This is a genomic window from Rhodopseudomonas pentothenatexigens (assembly GCF_900218015.1).
Taxonomy (GTDB): domain Bacteria; phylum Pseudomonadota; class Alphaproteobacteria; order Rhizobiales; family Xanthobacteraceae; genus Rhodopseudomonas; species Rhodopseudomonas pentothenatexigens.
In genome coordinates this window covers 204,528-221,003 of sequence record NZ_UFQQ01000002.1, presented here as the reverse complement: position 1 = coordinate 221,003, position 16,476 = coordinate 204,528, and the positions used below count along the sequence as shown (strand labels likewise).

General features: G+C 63.7%; 18 protein-coding genes. 9 read left to right on the top strand and 9 right to left on the bottom strand.

All coding sequences use genetic code 11. The features are described from left to right. The first annotated feature begins 21 nt into the window (after positions 1–21). On the top strand, positions 22–240 hold the full coding sequence (locus DWA33_RS02475; protein WP_013501704.1) for a DUF3126 family protein: 219 nt from the start codon (positions 22–24) through the stop codon (positions 238–240). A 15-nt stretch (positions 241–255) separates the two neighbouring features. Here the strand turns inward: DWA33_RS02475 and DWA33_RS02470 are convergent, their stop codons facing one another. Then, complete coding sequence (locus DWA33_RS02470) at positions 256–963, bottom strand: hypothetical protein (protein ID WP_114356501.1); 708 nt, start codon at positions 961–963, stop codon at positions 256–258. Between the two features lie 193 nt (positions 964–1,156). Between DWA33_RS02470 and DWA33_RS02465 the strand changes: the two genes are divergently transcribed. Together DWA33_RS02465 and DWA33_RS02460 are read left to right on the top strand one after the other, a co-directional pair. Beyond that, positions 1,157–1,495, top strand: coding sequence for a DUF6949 family protein (locus DWA33_RS02465; protein WP_114356500.1), 339 nt, complete (start codon positions 1,157–1,159; stop codon positions 1,493–1,495). A gap of 58 nt (positions 1,496–1,553) precedes the next feature. Further along, positions 1,554–2,084 carry a gamma carbonic anhydrase family protein gene (locus DWA33_RS02460; protein WP_114356499.1) on the top strand — a complete coding sequence of 177 codons (531 nt, stop codon included), beginning with the start codon at positions 1,554–1,556 and terminating at the stop codon, positions 2,082–2,084. A gap of 20 nt (positions 2,085–2,104) precedes the next feature. Here DWA33_RS02460 and DWA33_RS25075 read toward each other — a convergent pair whose 3' ends face one another. From DWA33_RS25075 to DWA33_RS02450, 3 genes are all read right to left on the bottom strand, one after another. Next, on the bottom strand, positions 2,105–2,272 hold the full coding sequence (locus DWA33_RS25075) for a hypothetical protein (RefSeq protein ID WP_167443107.1): 168 nt from the start codon (positions 2,270–2,272) through the stop codon (positions 2,105–2,107). A 10-nt stretch (positions 2,273–2,282) separates the two neighbouring features. After that, on the bottom strand, positions 2,283–2,474 hold the full coding sequence (locus DWA33_RS02455) for a hypothetical protein (protein WP_114356498.1): 192 nt from the start codon (positions 2,472–2,474) through the stop codon (positions 2,283–2,285). A gap of 205 nt (positions 2,475–2,679) precedes the next feature. Continuing rightward, entirely contained in the window at positions 2,680–4,173 is a 1,494-nt protein-coding gene (locus DWA33_RS02450) for a porin (RefSeq protein WP_114356497.1), read from the bottom strand. A 521-nt stretch (positions 4,174–4,694) separates the two neighbouring features. On the opposite strand from DWA33_RS02450, the gene DWA33_RS02445 reads away from it, so the two are divergent. Together DWA33_RS02445 and DWA33_RS24860 are read left to right on the top strand one after the other, a co-directional pair. After that, positions 4,695–5,282 (top strand): MarR family winged helix-turn-helix transcriptional regulator, encoded by a 588-nt coding sequence (locus DWA33_RS02445; RefSeq protein ID WP_114356496.1) that lies wholly within the window; start codon positions 4,695–4,697, stop codon positions 5,280–5,282. A 664-nt stretch (positions 5,283–5,946) separates the two neighbouring features. Further along, positions 5,947–7,269, top strand: a complete 1,323-nt coding sequence (locus tag DWA33_RS24860; protein WP_147270215.1) for an ImmA/IrrE family metallo-endopeptidase — start codon at positions 5,947–5,949, stop codon at positions 7,267–7,269. 181 nt (positions 7,270–7,450) lie between these two features. On the opposite strand, the gene DWA33_RS24855 is transcribed toward DWA33_RS24860, so the two are convergent. The 3 genes from DWA33_RS24855 to DWA33_RS02425 all read right to left on the bottom strand — a co-directional run bounded on the left by DWA33_RS24855 (position 7,451) and on the right by DWA33_RS02425 (position 9,789). After that, positions 7,451–8,176, bottom strand: coding sequence for a site-specific integrase (locus tag DWA33_RS24855; protein WP_147270214.1), 726 nt, complete (start codon positions 8,174–8,176; stop codon positions 7,451–7,453). 73 nt (positions 8,177–8,249) lie between these two features. After that, positions 8,250–8,867, bottom strand: a complete 618-nt coding sequence (locus DWA33_RS02430; RefSeq protein ID WP_114356493.1) for a transglutaminase-like cysteine peptidase — start codon at positions 8,865–8,867, stop codon at positions 8,250–8,252. A gap of 331 nt (positions 8,868–9,198) precedes the next feature. Further along, the gene (locus DWA33_RS02425) at positions 9,199–9,789 is read right to left on the bottom strand and encodes a PilZ domain-containing protein (protein WP_114356492.1); all 591 of its coding nucleotides are present in this window, start codon (positions 9,787–9,789) and stop codon (positions 9,199–9,201) included. Positions 9,790–10,183: 394 nt separating this feature from the next. Between DWA33_RS02425 and DWA33_RS02420 the strand changes: the two genes are divergently transcribed. Next, entirely contained in the window at positions 10,184–10,948 is a 765-nt protein-coding gene (locus DWA33_RS02420) for a Crp/Fnr family transcriptional regulator (protein WP_114356491.1), read from the top strand. On the opposite strand, the gene DWA33_RS02415 is transcribed toward DWA33_RS02420, so the two are convergent. Continuing rightward, entirely contained in the window at positions 10,930–11,487 is a 558-nt protein-coding gene (locus DWA33_RS02415; protein WP_114356604.1) for a PAS domain-containing protein, read from the bottom strand. The genes DWA33_RS02420 and DWA33_RS02415 overlap by 19 nt on opposite strands. Before the next feature lie 490 nt (positions 11,488–11,977). On the opposite strand from DWA33_RS02415, the gene DWA33_RS02410 reads away from it, so the two are divergent. Beyond that, positions 11,978–12,745 carry a rhomboid family intramembrane serine protease gene (locus tag DWA33_RS02410; protein ID WP_114356490.1) on the top strand — a complete coding sequence of 256 codons (768 nt, stop codon included), beginning with the start codon at positions 11,978–11,980 and terminating at the stop codon, positions 12,743–12,745. Positions 12,746–12,978: 233 nt separating this feature from the next. Next, positions 12,979–13,407, top strand: a complete 429-nt coding sequence (locus DWA33_RS02405; protein WP_114356489.1) for a CBS domain-containing protein — start codon at positions 12,979–12,981, stop codon at positions 13,405–13,407. A 21-nt stretch (positions 13,408–13,428) separates the two neighbouring features. On the opposite strand, the gene DWA33_RS02400 is transcribed toward DWA33_RS02405, so the two are convergent. Then, positions 13,429–14,064 (bottom strand): TetR/AcrR family transcriptional regulator, encoded by a 636-nt coding sequence (locus DWA33_RS02400; RefSeq protein WP_114356488.1) that lies wholly within the window; start codon positions 14,062–14,064, stop codon positions 13,429–13,431. A 149-nt stretch (positions 14,065–14,213) separates the two neighbouring features. Here DWA33_RS02400 and DWA33_RS02395 point away from each other — a divergent pair, with 149 nt between their 5' ends. Beyond that, entirely contained in the window at positions 14,214–16,475 is a 2,262-nt protein-coding gene (locus DWA33_RS02395; RefSeq protein WP_114356487.1) for a TonB-dependent siderophore receptor, read from the top strand. Position 16,476: the final 1 nt, after the last annotated feature.

Genomic DNA, 16,476 nt, shown 5'->3' with positions numbered 1-16,476 from the left:
TCAATTGAATTGGAGATCACCGTGGACGTTCAGGAAGTCAGAAAGCTCGATGCCTATCTCAAGCGGGTGTTCGGCAATCCGAAGATCCGCGTCGTGCCGCGTCCGAAGAAGGAAGACTCCGCCGAAGTCTATATCGGCGAGGAGTTCATCGGCGTGCTGTTCGTCGACGACGAGGACGACGATCGCTCGTTCCAGTTCCAGATGGCGATCCTCGAAGACGATCTCGCCGACGTCGACTGAGCCGAACCGTCGCCCTCAGCCGCGCACGTGGATCTGCGCGGCGAGCCGCGCGATCGCACTCGCGACGTCGCGCCACTGGTTCAGCCACTGACGCGGAAACCGGAAGGTGACGTCGGCGCCTTCGATCCGCACTTCGCTGAGACACATCCCCGGGGTCTGACGGTCGCGGGTACAGCGCGCCGCCAGTTCGGGCTGCTCGGCGGTGAACAGGTCTTCGCCGGCGTAGGGCGAGCCGTCGACGAACGGCCGCATGGTCAGCCCGTCGACCGTCTGCGGCGCGACCTGAGCCAGATAGCGCGGATAGATGGTGCGGAGCCGGGTCTCGGGAGCCAGCGTCTCCTGATGCGCGGCGATGCTGACGAAGATGCGGTCGATCGGCTGAAACTCGGCGATCTCGCCTGCGGTCTTGTGCGCGGCGCGCTCCGGCGGATTGAGCGACGGATAGAGGAAGGCGAGATCGACGCGCTCCTGCGGTCCTGACCGCCTTTGGTACTTCACCCGGAACGCCTTGGTCGGCACGTTGAACAGGGTGTCGCCGATCGTCACCGGCGTCCGGTCGGGATCCCCGGCGCTCTGCACGTGCCAGGTCGGCCACAGCAGATAGGCGACCGCGGCGATCGACGCCGCGCCGATGGCGCCGCCGATCAGCAGGGGAATCCGGGACGAACTCCGCACTGCGCGGCGGCCGCGCCGGCGGTCGGTAAGCGACGAGACCAAAGTCATGACAACGCGAGATGTCTGTACCCACACGAATCGTTTCCGACTATGCCACGCGCCGAATCGCCGCCGAACGGGATTGTGCGATGCAGGGCAGCAATTCTTACCGGGCACGTTAACCCTTTCTTAAGGATGTCGTGGCGGCCGTTGCCGGTTTCTGCGACAGATCGGTCGTCCGCGATTCAGCCGGAGGCCGCAGATGTCGCCCGAAGCCTTCACCAACCTGTTCTCGCTGCTGATCGGCTTCGCCGTCGCCGGAGCCTTGACCAGCGCCTATCAGTCGCTGGCGCAGCGGCCGGCCGGCTTCGGCCTGCTGCAACAGGGGGTGGTGGCGCAGAGCTTCGCCGCCGTGCCGTTTCTGATGTTCGCAGCCCCCTTCATCATCATGCGCAACACCTTGCTGGGGCCCCGCACCACCACGACGGCGCGGCGGCGCACCGAATTCGTGGCGCTGGCGACGGTGCTGGCGGGCACCTGGAGCCTGATGTCCGGAACCGTCGTGCTGATGGCGCTGCACGCGGTCGGGCTGATCGCCTGAAAATCGTTGCGTCGTCCGGCCCGCATTGCGATGACGGAGCGGACGACAGGAGACAGCGATGGCGATCTACGAACTCGACGGGCAGCGGCCGGATCTTCCGGCGGATGGAAATTACTTCGTCGCTGACAGCGCGTCGGTGATCGGCAAGGTGCGGCTCGGCAACTCGGTGTCGGTGTGGTTCGGCGCGGTGCTGCGCGGCGACAACGAGTGGATCGAGATCGGCGAAGGCTCGAACATCCAGGACGGCACCACCTGCCACACCGACCCGGGCTTTCCGCTCAAGGTCGGCAAAGGCTGCACCATCGGCCACAACGTCATCCTGCACGGCTGTACGATCGAGGACAGCGTGCTGATCGGGATGGGCGCGATCGTGATGAACGGCGCCAAACTGGCGCGCGGCTGCGTGGTCGGCGCCGGCGCCGTGGTCACCGAAGGCAAATCGTTTCCGGAGAATTCGCTGATCCTCGGTGCGCCGGCCAAGGTCGCGCGGACGCTGGCGCCGGAGCAGGTGCAGGCGATGCTCGCCGGCGCCGGGTTCTACGTCGCCAACGGCCAGCGCTACGCCAAGGGTTTGAAGAAGATCGGCTGAGTTGCGGCGAAGCCGCTCTCTCACGTTCCTTCCGATTCGTTCGCTTCGATCGCGGTCGCGATCCGCTCGTGACCGGCGGCCCACAGCGCGTGTTCTTCGCTGCCGTCGTGATACGGATTGGCTTCGGCGGGAATGTTCTGGCGTGCGGCGCGTTCGCCCAGCGTGAACGGATCCGGATCGGCTGACATCGGCTGCTCCTCAATGCTTGCGATGCGAGGCGGCCGCCGCGCTCTTGCGCAGTGCGTCCTTCAGGTCGATCGGCACGCCGTGCTTCTTCAGCAGATCGGCGAAGGCTTCGTCGGCGAGCTCCTGCAGGCTCGCCATCCGATCGCGGCCGAGTTGCTTCAGCTTGTCGAAAGTGTCGTCGTCGAAACCGATCAGCTTGCGCATCGCGGGGTCTCCGCGACGTCAAGTTCCGTGCCGGCAAAACGTTCCGGCCGAGGCAGGGAGACGCGAGAGCTCGATTCCTCCTTGGCGATGAGTATTCACCTCGGGGAAACGATGCGAACTGCCGACAGCAGAGCCCAAAAAGAAAACCTCCGGCGGGGCATCGCCGGAGGTTCCTTGGAGGTTTACAAGTTCCTTTCGTGTGGACTTAGAAAGTGCGCTGAACGCGAACCGCGCCCACCACCGTGTCCTGATCCTTGAACTCGTACCGAGCAAACGGCTTGGTTCCGGTCGGCTGCACGTTGGCGGCGGTCACGCCCGAGTAGTTCTGGTCGAGGCGCATCCACATCACTTCGCCCGAGAACGTCAGGTTCTTGACCGGGGTCCAGGCGGTGCGGAGACCGACCTGCGCGATGTTGAAGTTCGGGTTGCCGGTGTAGGTGGTGCCGAAGCCCGGGACGGCCGCGGCAAGACCCGCGTTGTACAGCGCGCCGCCGGTGCCACCGAAGTCGACCGACGAATAGGCGCCGAACAGCGAAGTCGACCAGTTCGGGTTCCAGTTGTGGTTGAACGCGCCGCGGATACCCCAGGCCTTGACGGTGGAGATGCCGGTGCCGTTCAGGTTGTTGGTGCCGCCGAACACGCCGTCCGGCGCCGAGCCGAAGCCGACGCTCTGGTACACGCCAGCGCTGCTGTCGCTGTACATCGCGAACGCGTTCGGGCTGGTGCCGCCGATCACGTAACGGGTCGCGCCGTCAGCGTAGGTGGCATCGAGGTTGATCGAGTCGCCCGGGCCGGTCGGCAGATTCTTGAGCGACAGGGCGGCGAGCACCGCGAAGCCCCACTTGTCGCTCGGATGACCCGAGGTCTCCAGTGTCGGGGTGTAGTAGCTGGCGCGGATCTGGTGGGCCGCGGCCGACACCTGGAACAGGCCCCAGGCCTGGTCGACGCGGATCTTGCCGACGATGTCCGGAACGTTGGTGCCGGCAGTGTAGTTGGTGCCGTTACCGGTGCCCTGCAGCCAAGCGGATGCGGCTCCGCCAGTGGTGTTGACCACGTTGGAAACGCCCGAGGCGGTGCGATAGCTGCTCTGGTCTTCGAGGCTGATCGAGGCCGACACGCCATTGCCGAATTCGGCAGTGTAGCTGACCTGATTGATGCCGGTCGAAGTGTCGTCGCCGCCGAGCAGGTTCGAAGTGATGTTGCCCGGCGAACCGTGCCACGGGGTCGAGAACTGCGAGACCGCCTTACCGAAGGTGAAGCCGGCGAACTGCACGAAAGCGAAGAACACGCCCAGGCTGCCGTTGGCAGTCGTATCGCTGCCGGTGGTCCAGGTGAACACCGAGTCGAAATAGGTGCGGACCACGCCGTATTCGGTCGCGGTGCGGGTGTCGATGTTCAGGTCGGCGCGCGAACGGTAGATGGTGTTGTTCGACAGCCGGTTGCCCTGACCGGCATTGCCGTTCCACGACGGGGTTTCCGTCATGCCGCCGGCGTTGAACGCGTACTCGGCGCGGATGTAGCCGCCGAGCTTGATGCAGGTGTCGGTGCCCGGGATGTAGTAGAAGCCGGCGCCGTACAGCGAGCAGACCTTCACGTATTCGACCGCCTTGGCCTTGAGCGGAAGATCGGCCGCCTGCGCGCCGGCGGTGGCGACGAGGAGCGCCGCACCACCGAGCATAAGGCTCTTCGCAAAATTCATCGTAAACCTCCAAGTTTGCCTTCGAAGGGCCTGCCGGACCGGCGCTGTGCACCGGGATACGGCCCGCCCGTGAACCCGACTGCCGTTCGCCGCAGTGATCGGCAGCTTGAGCCGGGACGACTTCGAGGTTGCCCCCCTCCGTCAGGGCTTTAGATACATAACAAAAATAGCTAACGAAAGGATCGAAGGACGCTGCCGGGCTTCATCCGGGGAACCTGTGGTATTGAAGCAACAGGGTGTCACGATTCTGTCACGTGAAAATTCCGCCCTGCGGGCCCACCGGTGCCGTGGTCGGTTGGCTGATCCGCTTGGGGATATTATTGAAGATTAAGGGGTTTCCCTGCGAACTGGGCCCTCAGCGAGGGGCTTCAGCGATCGAGGATACCGACACGGCAGAATTTGGCACCTTTGGTCTCTGCTCATGTTTCCATGCATAATGCAGACTCGGTCGTGCCGTTTTCGGGCGCACGAGTCGACAAGCAAGAACAAATGGTCCAGGGGTGATTCGAGAAGGGCGGAGTATGTCGCATCGAAGTAGGGAGCAGCGCCGCGGCGATGCCGTTGAGGAGCCCTCCGTGGTGACGACACTGTCTCCGCCCGCGCCGCGCGAGGAGCCGGCCGCAGCTCCGCAGGCCTGCGGGCACCGCGATTTCGGCCTGTCTTACCAGGTGATCTGGGATTTCGTTTCGATCAGCAACAATCTCGAGGATATGCGCCGCGCCTGGGCCAAGCTGTTCGGGATCAGCGGCTCGCAATGGCTGATCCTGATGGCGATCGCCGATCTCGACCAGGGGAAAGGCGTCTCTGTCGGCGACGTGTCGCAGAAGATCCACGCCGTCTCGACCTTCGTGACCACGCAGACCAAGATCCTGGAGCGGATGGGCCTGCTCAACCGCGTGCCGTCGACCGAGGACGCCCGGGTGGTGCTGATGTCGCTGTCGGAAGACGCGCGGTGCAAGATCGACCACTTGTCGCCGCGCTGGGAGGCGTTGCACGAATACATCTTCCGGGACTTCGACGCCGAGGCGCTCGCCGACGTCAAGGCCAAGCTCGAGATGCTGAAGCATCGCACCAAGCTGGCGATGCAGCGCGTCGTCGAACAGACCTGAAGCGCCGTCGTCCGCGCCGCCGGTCCTTAGAGCCGCCGGTCCTTAAAACGGGGTGTGGCCAGCCTTGGGGGAGGCGAGGCGGTGGTGAGCAATATCAATTGGTTGCGGGGTGACAGCTTACACTTCAGCGCCTTTTCCACGCCCGCGGTGGGACCACCATTCGCGTTCGATTTGCGGATCATCCGGGGCGACGGTCTAAACTCGCCCCTTCGGAGGGGTTGTGTTTTCCGAGAGCTGCGACATATGGTTGCGAGGCTGTAACGGCATGGGGCGTCGGAATGGGGAGGCCGAAAGGCCGGGAAGTTCGTTTTCCCGGTAAACAACGCGTGTTGCGCAAGAACGTTAGCGCGGAGGAGCTGGAGGTTGCTGCCTCTGCCGCTCTGTACGCGCCGAGCAACTATCACTGTAAAATCGATGGAAAATTGGCTCGTCGTTTAAAGCCCGCGACGCCTTGCCCAAAAGAGTTCTCACTTCCTGAAGCGGGAATGGCAATTCGAGAGGCGATCCGAAAAGGACGCGTTTCGGTTCGATGGGTTAACGGATTCCCCAAACACGTATGGCATCGAGATGGGGATGTCTGGTACGAAGCGTGTACGGAAGCTGGAACTGCTGGCACCTACCACGCTTACCCAGTTGAGGTCGTGCCGCCAGAGCTAATGAGATCATGAGCGATTTTGAGCTGCAAGTCGATTGGGTCGACCAAGAGGGGCGGAACCAATCCGACGCTACTCTTGCAAGCCTGCTGATCCAGGTGGGCGGCGTTGCTGTGACCGAATTTACTGCTCGGCATATGAACAAATTTGGCGGTCCGCTACGAAACAAATGCAAGGCGGTCCAAATCCCCGCTTACTTCGTCGCAGAGTGGATTGCCGATAACTGGTGGTCCATTTTATGGGAGCCGCGAAAGAACGAAGAAGAAGCCGATGACGACGAGTTCCTGTCGCGTCATTCGTTGCTAACTGCTCAGCATGGATTCTCCCTGCCACGGTTGGAATTTGTGGCGTCGGGAGGGACACTACAGATTTCGGCGAGAGCGCGAGATCCAAAATTTTCTGATGTTCGTTTTTGCAATTCTGCGCGCGCAACAGCGCCGAGAGAAAAGGTCGAGTCCGAGTTGAGACGGTTCGTGCAGTCGGTCGTCGACCGGTTGAACGATCGTCGCGTTTCCGAAACTTGGCTACAAGATACTTGGTCGCTAATAACTGAAACCAAAGATGATGAGCTGAGTTTCTGTCGCTTTATCGGAGCACTAGGTATGTCTCCGTACGATATCGACGATGGGTTCGCCAAACTGATAGAGCGGCTCGAAGTTGCGCTTGGCGAGCGCCTCCTTATGGACCTGTGTTTGGCTTCATCGGAGAGCGACTTCGCTTCTGTTTCTAAGGTTGCGGAAGAGGCTGTTGCTCTCACGAGGACGGTTGAGAAGTCTACACTGTCGCCAATCGAAGCTATTTCCGTTCCCCAGGACAACTACGCAGTTCCGGCGTTCCGGCGAGGACTGCAGGCGGCGGAAATCCTGCGAAAGAGACTGGGGATCAGCGATACTGATCCGAACGCTGCCAGTCGGATATTTGATATGCTGGAAATCGACACGACGCTCCAGACTAAATCAGTTCAACGTAACGATGATGTTGCAGTTACCGGAGCGGTTGTTCGATTTGAAAATGAGATGAAAGTTGCCTTGCTGCAGCAAACAGAAGCGAAGAGGCGCTTCGCCGCAGCGCGAGCGGTTTTTTCCGCTTGGTCTTCCGAGACTCCAACGGAGAGTAGGCTTCTTACATCAGCTGTAACGAGGGATCAGCAGGCAAACCGCGCGTTTGCAGCGGAATTAACGGCGCCAAAGGCGCTGATTCGATCGCGTTTCCGTGGGAAGAAAAGGAAGTTCACTCAATCCGATATACGAGAGTTGGCCGATGAGCTTCGCGTGAGTCCTGACGTGGTTCGTAAGCAGGCCTCTAACAATGGAGTTACAATCTCGTTTGGATGACGTTGATCAATTCTCCAAAGCTGGTAGTTCGTCGCCGATGAGCGTTCACCTCTCAGTTATCTTTTTGTCTGATCTCGGCAGCAGATCGACCCGGCTCCATTCCTCGCGCGAAGCGACGTGGGCATAGTGGGCGGCTGAGCGTGGATCGCGCCACCGGCCAGTGGCGACCAACCCCTGAAGGTCAGCGCCGCCATAGCGCCGCATCCAAGTTGCCCACGTGTGGCAGGACGTATGGAAGCCGACCCACAACAGGCGATGAGGCCTTCGTCTCGGTCCGCTTGCGCGGCTTAGGCTTGATGCCGCATACGGCGAGCTTGGCGCGAACAAGCCTATCCTCCAGGCCGCCACCGCAGCGGAACGGGAAGACCGGCCCTTGCGTAGCACCGCCGGCAAAGGCTGGCATTTCCTCGCACAGATCGCGCTCCAGCTTCACCGTACGCGCATCGTCGTTCTTGCTCGTGACGAAGTAGGCGAGCCCCTGATCGAATTGCACGTTCTCCCAGCGCAGCGCCATCGCTCGCTGATGCGGCAGCCGGTGTAGAGTAGGAGGCGCAGCAGCATGCCGAAAGCGCGGTTCTCGCTGTCCGCCCCGGCGATGATCCCAAACGCATCGTCCACACTCAGAAACTCGGTGACGATCTTTCCCTTTGCGCCCTTCGGCCGTTTCAGCCGGATATCCCGGCCCGCGCTCTGAAATAGGCGTGTAGACTTTCCGATTGCGGGTGGCTGGCGTTGCTGTCGGAAAGAGGGGGAGGGCGGCTTGGTCGATTGCCGCTTGGTCGATTTCGTCGATCGGCGTTTCGCCGAAATGATCAATAAGCTCTGCCTGCTCTTTCTGGAACCCCAATAAAATCGCCGTTCTGGCGCTTAAAACGGGGTGTGGCCAGCCTTGGGGGAGGCTGGCCACGCACGATCCGGTCTGGGACGGGGAGGGGTGGGGATTCGACCGGGTCGCGTTTCTCCTGTTGTCTCGGTTGCGCTCAGCGCTGCTTGGCGCTGGCGGTGGCGACGGCACGACCATCGCCGAGCGCGACCCATGCATTGGGATCGCTTTGCGACTGCCGCTTGACGAAGCGGTAGCCGGTCTCGGTCCAGGCGACGACCTCCTCGTTCTGATTGTCGAGCACGAACTCACCCTTGTCGGTCTTCACCGTCAGCACGGCGTGGCCTTCGTTTTTCTTGTCGCGGACGACGGTGATCAGCAGCGCTTCGCGCGGCCAGCCGGCGTCGATCAGCATCTTGCGCTTCAGCAGCACGTAGTCTTCGCAATCGCCGTAGCCGTCGGTCGGCAGCGACCATTTCTCGATCACGCCCCAATGGTCGGAGTCGGTCAGCGGCTTGATGTTGTCGTTGACCCAGCGATTGACCTTCAGCAGATCCTGCCAGGCGATCTGAGTCAGGACGATGTCGCGCGGCTGGCTGCGGCCGCTCCTGCACTCCGACGGATTGTCGGTGCAGAAGTCGATCCAGCCGATTGGTGCACGCGTCTCGTCGCCGACGCTGGCGTAGCGAACTCTGTCTTCGGCTCGTGCCGTCGCGGTCAGCGCGACGACGGCGGCGATCACCGCAAGCCCCCGAAATCCCCTGTTGCCCGACATTGTGGCCCCCGTTTCTTGTTGGGACCATCATTTGCACAAACGATTTGCAGGGCCGCTAAGTCGACCAAGTAAAGTCGAGGCGAATACAAGTAAAACTGTCGGCGAATTCGATCTATACTTGAATCGAATTTGCGTAAAATGCGAGACATCGGCGATCGATTCAAATTTGAACGATTAACGCGCGCGTCGCTGCGGCACGCGCGGTTTTCCATCGTCACACGGCGCGCGTTAACCGCACGGCGCGCCCGGCTCGGGGCGAAGTTGAAGCGATGGAAGCAGGCAGGCGCTGGGAAAGTGCGGTGCTACGCGGCTGTGGATCGCCGCGATCCGTTCACCGCGCGGTAACGCTGTCTTCGAGCGTTTCTTCGAGCTGCTCGTGGATGAACTCCAGCGCGAAGCCGTCGTCGAGGTGACGCACGACGCGGGAGGCGACGCGGCCGAGCAGCACCTGCGCGTTCAGCGGCGGCCGCTGCTCGGCGGCGATCGCGGCGCCGGAGCGCGACATGTCGATGATGCGGCAACTCATCTTGCTGCCGTCGTCGAGCGTCAGCACGGCGATCGGATTGCGCGGCACGATACGGTCGTGGCGGCGGTCTTCCGGCAGGTTGAGGATGTCGCGATTGGCGAGCCAGGTGAGCTGTGCGGCGAGCTTGTCGCGCTTGCGCGGCGTCGCGGCCAGAGTCATCGCGAAGCCGTTGTCGATGATCCTGGTGATCTTGCCTTCGACGCGGCCGACATGGTCGAGATACGCGATCACACGGTCGCCGACATTGCCGATGCCGGGCGCCAGCAGCGCCAGGCCGCCGGGCGACATGTTGATCACCTGACACGGAAACTCCCGGCGATCCGGCAGCATATAGCGGCCGAGCAGGTGAACCTTCACCCGCTGGAAGCGACGCCGCTCGAGCGACGCCGGCTGCATCTTTGGTTTCTGCAACAACAAAACAGGGAATCCGAGAGCCGGTCGAGCTGCCGTAGATTTCAACCTACGACCGGCACAGTTAACGGCTCGTTAGCACTCCGCCGCCCGCAGGTTGCAGGCGCCCATTGCGTCTCGGATTTGGGCGGGCTCGACGGACCTGCGCGAGAGGCGACGTCGTCGCGGAGGTCGGGCGATGTGCGCATGCGCACCCTAGGGCAGCGCGGTTCGTAGATTGCGATTATAGTCCGATTTACTCGCCGCGTAGTTGTACGAAGTGGACATTTTTGCTCGCTCAATCGATTAGGTTTCCAGGGGGCCGCAATTGCAGCGGCTTGATTGAGGAGACGGGGCGCACCGTTTCGCGCGGCGTGCCTGGTCCCGGGGCAGACACACCATGGCGATCAGTCAATCGGCCAACGAATTGCTCGCGGCCTTACCAGTGGCGGATTTCGATCTGCTGCGGCCGCATCTGCGCACGGTCGAGCTGAAGGTCGGTCAGGTGCTGATCGAAGCCGGTGCGCCGCTCGAGCAGGCGGTGTTTCCCCACGGCGGGGTGATTTCCAGCGTCGTCGAACTCGGCAGCGACGAGGCGATCGAAGCCGCGGCGATCGGCCGGGACGGCGTGCTCGGCGGCGAGGCGGTGCACGAGACCCAGGCTGCGACCACCGCGGTGGTGCGCCATCCGACGACGGCATCCGTCGTCGACGTGCTGCATTTCCGCCGTGCCGTCGGCGCCAGCCCGATGCTGCGCAGCGTGCTGCTGCGCTATCACTGGGAGCGTTCGGTCCGTGCCGAAAAGATCGCGGCTTGCAACGCCGCCCACTCCGCCGAAGCCCGGCTGTGCCGCCGGCTGCTGGACTTGCGTGACATGGCCGGCAGTGATTGCCTGCAACTCGGCCAGGACCTGATGGGGCGGATGCTGGGCGTGAAGCGCAACACCATCTCGCTGATCGCGCATGCGCTGCAGCAGCAGGGGCTGATCCGGTACAGCCGCGGCCGGCTGGCGATCACCGATGTCGAGGGGCTGATGCAGCGGACCTGCGGCTGCTACAAGGCGGACCGCGGTGCGTTCGCTGCCGCCGTCGTCGAGCGCCAGCCGGGCGTGGTGAGGTCGCGAATGGCGACGGACTACGCCGCGCCTCAGCGGCTGCCTTCATAGACGGTCAGGCCGCCCACCACCTGCAGCTTGCGCAGCTTGCGCGGCGCCAACCGGCGCGGCTGCTGGCCGATCGTGCGCCACGATGTCAGCCGGAGGCTGCTCAGCGGCCCGAGAACACGGCCGCCGAGCGGCGCCAGCAGCCCGGTCATGCTCAACGGCGTGTGGGGGCGCGGCGCGAACGGCAGCAGCAACAATTCGAGGGCGACCGGGCTGGCGGTCGGCGCCGTCGCGATGATGCCCGCCACCACCGCGACGGTGTCGCCGGCGACGACGTCCAGCACCTGCTGCACCGCCAGACGCTGGTCCAGCACGAACTGCGTGGTCAGTTTCTCGCCCTTCAGCTCGCGTCCGAGCAGGGCGTTCAGCCGGGTGCCGGCGAAGCGGAACGGATAGCCGGTCGCGTCGCACGACACCACGAACACGTCCCCGAGCAGACTGCGCAGAGCGTCGGGTTCGATCGCACTGCGATCCGGCGCGGGTGCGCCGTCGCGTTGCTTGTCCCAATAGGCGAAGAATGCCCGGCTCGACGGATGCTTCATGGACGACCTTGGTTCGCGGTCGTCGCGGCCGGACGGCATTGGGACAGGGCTGTCCCGAAATCGCCCGGCGCGACGCTCGAAGAGTGTTGTGCAGGAGGGCCGTTGCAGCGTCCATGCCGGCCGGCGCGAATGGCGCCGTCATACCCGGCTTTGCGTCGTTAAGGTTAAATTAACTATGGCGTTGCGGCCCGCGGAACTGCCGCTAAGGTGTCGGTGTTCCAGCGTCGGAGGACTCCAGACCGCCGGCGCTGGCGAGATACAGGGTGGCTGCAAAACAGGCGGCCGACGCATCGGATAGGCGGCCCTTTTGCCGATGCGAACGGCGGCCGGGACGAATCGGGGGAGAGGCTTTCTCAGGGCCTCTCCCTTCTCCCGTTTTGGAGGCTGGCTGCGCGGAGTACCGGCGCGGCCGTCCGAATTCCACTTTGCCGGAAAATGCTCTAAGGGTGCGGATCGCTCGCCCGAGCCGTTCGCAGCAGGTTGCAGGCCGTTGGATTCCCCGCTCGTATCGTCGTCGTTGCCGCCGCAGCCGCCGCAGCGCGAACCGATTTTGACGCTGCCCGGGGCGGTGACCGCCTACATCGTGCTGTTGGCGGTGATCCATCTGCGCACTCTGCTCTCGCCGGAGTTCGAGTACTGGACCATCGAGATGTTCGGCTTCATCCCGATGCGCTACGACCAGACGCTGCTCGACTCGCCGTTCCCCGGCGGCACCGGCGCGAAGATCTGGACCTTCGTCAGCTATTCGCTGCTGCACGCCAATCTCAGCCACATCGTGTTCAACGTGCTGTGGTTGCTGCCGTTCGGCAGTGCGCTGGCGCGACGTTTCGGCGGCTTGCGGTTCTTCGTGTTCATGGCGGTGACGGCCGCGGCCGGCGCATTCGCGCATCTGCTCACCCATGCCCACGAGATGGCGCCGATGATCGGAGCGTCCGCGTCGGTGTCCGGCGCGATGGCGGCGGCGATCCGCTTTGCCTTCGTCCGCGGCAGTTTCCTGTCGCTGCGTCGGGGCGATGCCGACGCGGCTGCGAAAGTGCCGGCGCAGCCGCTGCTGCGGGCGCTGCGCGATCCCCGGGTGCTGGCGTTCCTCGGCATCTGGTTCGGCATCAACATCATCTTCGGGATCGGCTCGATCGCGATCGGCAACGAGGGCGCCAGCGTCGCCTGGCAGGCGCATATCGGCGGCTTCTTCGCCGGCCTGTTGCTGTTCTCGCTGTTCGATCCTGTACCGCGCACGCCCGACACGCCCGTGCTGTGATGCGCTGCAACTGACATTCGCAGTTGCGAGAGTTTTGACTTACCGCTGAAACGCCGCAATCTTGCGGTGTCATTACACCCGGCGCTGATTAGCGCCGGGCTCGGAGTGGGGATTGGCGCGATCAGTAGCGCCGATCTGGTCGAGCGCCCATTCCGCCCACCGCCGTGACTGATCCGCTGCAAGCGTCACAACGAGAGCCGTCCGGCTCGGCCGGCGGCCTATGGGAGGCGACCATGACCGTGCGTGCAATTCTGGAATCGAAGGGCCGTTACATCCACACCGTCGAGGCCGATGCCCGGCTCGCGGTGGCGGTGAAGACGCTGGCCGAGCGTCGCATCGGCGCGGTGCTGGTGATGAACGGGGCGCGGCTCGAGGGCATTCTGTCTGAGCGTGACGTGGTTCGCGTGCTCGCCGAGCGCGGCGCCGCGATGCTGGACGCACCCGTCGGCACGGTGATGACGCGCGACGTCATGACCTGTCGCCAGGACGACACCGTCGGCCAGATCATGGAACGGATGACGGCGGGCAAGTTCCGGCATTTGCCGGTGATGGAGCAGGACCGCGTCGTCGGCCTGATCTCGATCGGCGACATCGTCAAATCGCGCCTGACCGAATACGAACACGAGCAGCAGGCTCTGCACGACTACATCAAGTCGGCCTGACGGCAGCGGCCGGACTGTGACTCAGGCGCCCGCGCCGTCGAGGAACAGCGTCCAGGCTTTGTCGAAATAGACATTCTGGGCGCGGGACGATGCGTAGGTCGTGCCGCCCAGCATGGCGTCGAGCATCGGTCCGACCGCAATGCAGTTGATCAGCTGCGCGGCGAGAAAGCGTGCGTCGCCGCGCGCGAGTGCGCCGGCTTTCTGCGCCTCGCCGATCAGCGACAGCAGCCGGTCCATGATCGGATCGTCGGTCCGGTTCGCGACGGCCTGTCCGACCACGAGCGCCTCGCTGAACGCGATCCGCTTGAACGCGATCAGCGTCGGATCGAGGTTGACGGCGAGCAGCCAGCGCGCCGCAGCACGGAGCTGCGTCAGTGCGTCGCCTGTCTGTGTTGCCATCGTGGTCTGGAAATGCGCCAGCGTCTGCACGCGGGCGTGCTCGACCACGCCTTCGAACAACGCCAGCTTGGACGGGAAGCGTCGATACACGGTGTCCTTGCCGACGCCGCACGCGGCCACGACCTGTTCGACCGAAGTCGCCGCGAAGCCCTGCTGCGCGAACAGCCGCGACGCGGTCTCGATGATGTGAAGCGACTTGGCCTCGACATCGCTTTTGCGCGGGCGGCCGCCTTTGGAAGGAGTGGTCGAAGTCGGCATTGCGATCCTTGATCGTCGCTACGACGAGGCGAGTCTTTCGAGCAATTCCAATCCCAGATTTGTATTCACTTGGCAATCGATCTGGACAGGACGGTCCCGTCCCGTTTATTTCCCGCCGGCCTCGAGGCGAGGTATCTGGGGGATAGCGGATGGGAAACGAGAACAAGATCGCCGCCGGCGTCGCGATTGCGCTGTCGCTGAGTGGCGGCTCCGAAGTGCTGGCACAGAGCGCGCGCGAAGCGTCAGTGGCGCTGCCGCCGGTTACTGTGCAGCCCGCCGAGCGTCGCGCAGTGCGCCGTGCGCCGCCAGCTCCTGCGGCTCAGCGCGCCGTGCCGACACGCACTTCGGCGCGTGAACAGGCGGCACCGGCGGCGCGCCCGGTCAACGTCAGCAACACCTCCGATCGCTACGTCGCCCGTACAACGGCGACCGCGACCAAGACCGACACGCCGGTGCTGGAAACGCCGCAGTCGATCTCGACCGTCACCCGCCGGCAGATGGACGATCAGAACGTTCAGACGGTTGCCAATGCGCTACGCTACAGCGCCGGCGTGCTGTCGGACGCCGACACCAATTCGCGCTACGACAGCGTGTTCATCCGCGGCTTCGGCGCGTTCGGCACCGCGACCAACTATGTGAGCTTCCTCGATGGCTTGAAGCTGCCGCGCGGTCAGGCCTTCGCCAACACCGCGATCGATCCGTTCCTGCTCGACCGTGTCGAGGTGCTGAAAGGGCCTTCGGCGGTGCTGTACGGCCAGACCAGCCCGGGCGGTCTCGTCAATCAGATCAGCCGGATGCCGAGTGCGGTCCCGTACAACGAGGTCCGCGTCGAGGGCGGCAGCTATGGCCGGTTTCAGTCCGGCGTCACCAGCCAGGGCGCGCTCGATAAGGACGGGCATTGGCTGTACAGCCTGAGCGCGATCGGCCGGTCGTCCGGCACGCGCTACGACAATGTCGACGAGCAGCGCTTCGCCGTCGCGCCGGCATTGACCTGGTCGCCGGACATGGACACGCGCTTCACGATCCAGAGCTACTATCAGAAGGACCCGAAGGGCGGCTATTTCAACTCGCTGTACCCGACCTCGCTGGCCCCGCTGCAGTACCGGCCATACCTGAACTCCAAGCTCAATGTCGGCGATCCCGGCTTCGACTCGTTCGAGCGCGAGCAATACGGCATCGGCTATCAGTTCGACAAACGGCTCAACGAGGTCGTCAGCGTCAAATCGAGCCTGCGCTATTCGCACGTCGACGTCGACTTCAAGTCGCTGCAAATGAACGCGCCGCTCACCGCCACCGGCACGATCCCGCGCTGGGCATTGCGCTCGATCGAGGACGTCGGCGGGCTGTCGACCGACAACCGCGTCCAGTTCGATTTCGCCACCGGCGCACTGCAGCACAAGATCATCACCGGCGTCGACTATCAGAACACGCTCAGCAACTGGACCTACCAGCTCGGCGGCGCGACTTCGCTCGATGTCGTCAATCCGCAGTACAATCAGCCGGTCGGCCCGCTCGCCTCGCTGATCGACAGCGGTCAGAAGCTCACGCAGACCGGGCTGTATGCGCAGGACCAGATCAGCCTGGGCGGCTGGCGCGCCACGCTCGGTGTCCGCCATGATTGGGCCGAGCAGAGCACCGAGAGCCGTCTTGCCGGATCGCGCTCCAATCAGTCGGACGACAAGACCACCTATCGGGCCGGCCTGCTGTATCTGTTGGACAACGGCGTCGCGCCCTATGTCAGCTATTCGACGTCGTTCGAGCCGGTCACCGGCGTCGGTGCCGACGGGCAGCCGTTCATCCCGACAACGGCCGAGCAATACGAAGGCGGGATCAAATATCAGCCGACCTTTCTGCCGATCCTGTTCACGGCGTCCGTGTTCGACATCCGCCAGCAGAACGTGCTGACGCCGTCGACCGTGCCGGGCTTCAACGTGCAGCAGGGCGAGATCCGCTCGAAGGGCGTTGAGCTCGAAGCCCGCGGCAATGTCACCGACAGCCTCGAGCTGATCGGCGCCTTGACCTTCCTCGATACACGTGTGGCGAAATCCACGACTGTGTCGATCATCGGCAACCGGCCGCAGGCCGTGCCGGATTTCTTCGGCTCGATGTGGGCGAACTACACGTTCCGGTCAGGCCCGGTCAGCGGCCTGACCTTCGGCGGCGGCATCCGCCATGTCGGCGCCAGCTACGGCGACGACGCCAACACGCTGCGGACACCGGCCTATACGGTGGTGGATGCGGCGTTGAAATACGACCTCGCGAACGTCGCGCCGAGTCTGAAGGGCACGACCCTGACGCTCAACGTCAACAACCTGTTCGACAAGGAATACTATTCGAGCTGCTCGTCGGGATTCTACTGCCAGTTCGGCAATCGCCGCACCGTGCTGGCGGGGATCAGGTACCGGTGGTGAG

Bases quoted from the DNA above. Each gene is read 5' to 3' on its own strand.
- DWA33_RS02470 (WP_114356501.1), bottom strand. From the start codon at position 963: ATGACTTTGGTCTCGTCGCTTACCGACCGCCGGCGCGGCCGCCGCGCA.
- DWA33_RS02465 (WP_114356500.1), top strand. From the start codon at position 1,157: ATGTCGCCCGAAGCCTTCACCAACCTGTTCTCGCTGCTGATCGGCTTC.
- DWA33_RS02460 (WP_114356499.1), top strand. From the start codon at position 1,554: ATGGCGATCTACGAACTCGACGGGCAGCGGCCGGATCTTCCGGCGGAT.
- DWA33_RS25075 (WP_167443107.1), bottom strand. From the start codon at position 2,272: ATGTCAGCCGATCCGGATCCGTTCACGCTGGGCGAACGCGCCGCACGC.
- DWA33_RS02455 (WP_114356498.1), bottom strand. From the start codon at position 2,474: ATGCGCAAGCTGATCGGTTTCGACGACGACACTTTCGACAAGCTGAAG.
- DWA33_RS02450 (WP_114356497.1), bottom strand. From the start codon at position 4,173: ATGAATTTTGCGAAGAGCCTTATGCTCGGTGGTGCGGCGCTCCTCGTC.
- DWA33_RS02445 (WP_114356496.1), top strand. From the start codon at position 4,695: ATGTCGCATCGAAGTAGGGAGCAGCGCCGCGGCGATGCCGTTGAGGAG.
- DWA33_RS24860 (WP_147270215.1), top strand. From the start codon at position 5,947: ATGAGCGATTTTGAGCTGCAAGTCGATTGGGTCGACCAAGAGGGGCGG.
- DWA33_RS02430 (WP_114356493.1), bottom strand. From the start codon at position 8,867: ATGTCGGGCAACAGGGGATTTCGGGGGCTTGCGGTGATCGCCGCCGTC.
- DWA33_RS02425 (WP_114356492.1), bottom strand. From the start codon at position 9,789: ATGCAGCCGGCGTCGCTCGAGCGGCGTCGCTTCCAGCGGGTGAAGGTT.
- DWA33_RS02420 (WP_114356491.1), top strand. From the start codon at position 10,184: ATGGCGATCAGTCAATCGGCCAACGAATTGCTCGCGGCCTTACCAGTG.
- DWA33_RS02415 (WP_114356604.1), bottom strand. From the start codon at position 11,487: ATGAAGCATCCGTCGAGCCGGGCATTCTTCGCCTATTGGGACAAGCAA.
- DWA33_RS02405 (WP_114356489.1), top strand. From the start codon at position 12,979: ATGACCGTGCGTGCAATTCTGGAATCGAAGGGCCGTTACATCCACACC.
- DWA33_RS02400 (WP_114356488.1), bottom strand. From the start codon at position 14,064: ATGCCGACTTCGACCACTCCTTCCAAAGGCGGCCGCCCGCGCAAAAGC.
- DWA33_RS02395 (WP_114356487.1), top strand. From the start codon at position 14,214: ATGGGAAACGAGAACAAGATCGCCGCCGGCGTCGCGATTGCGCTGTCG.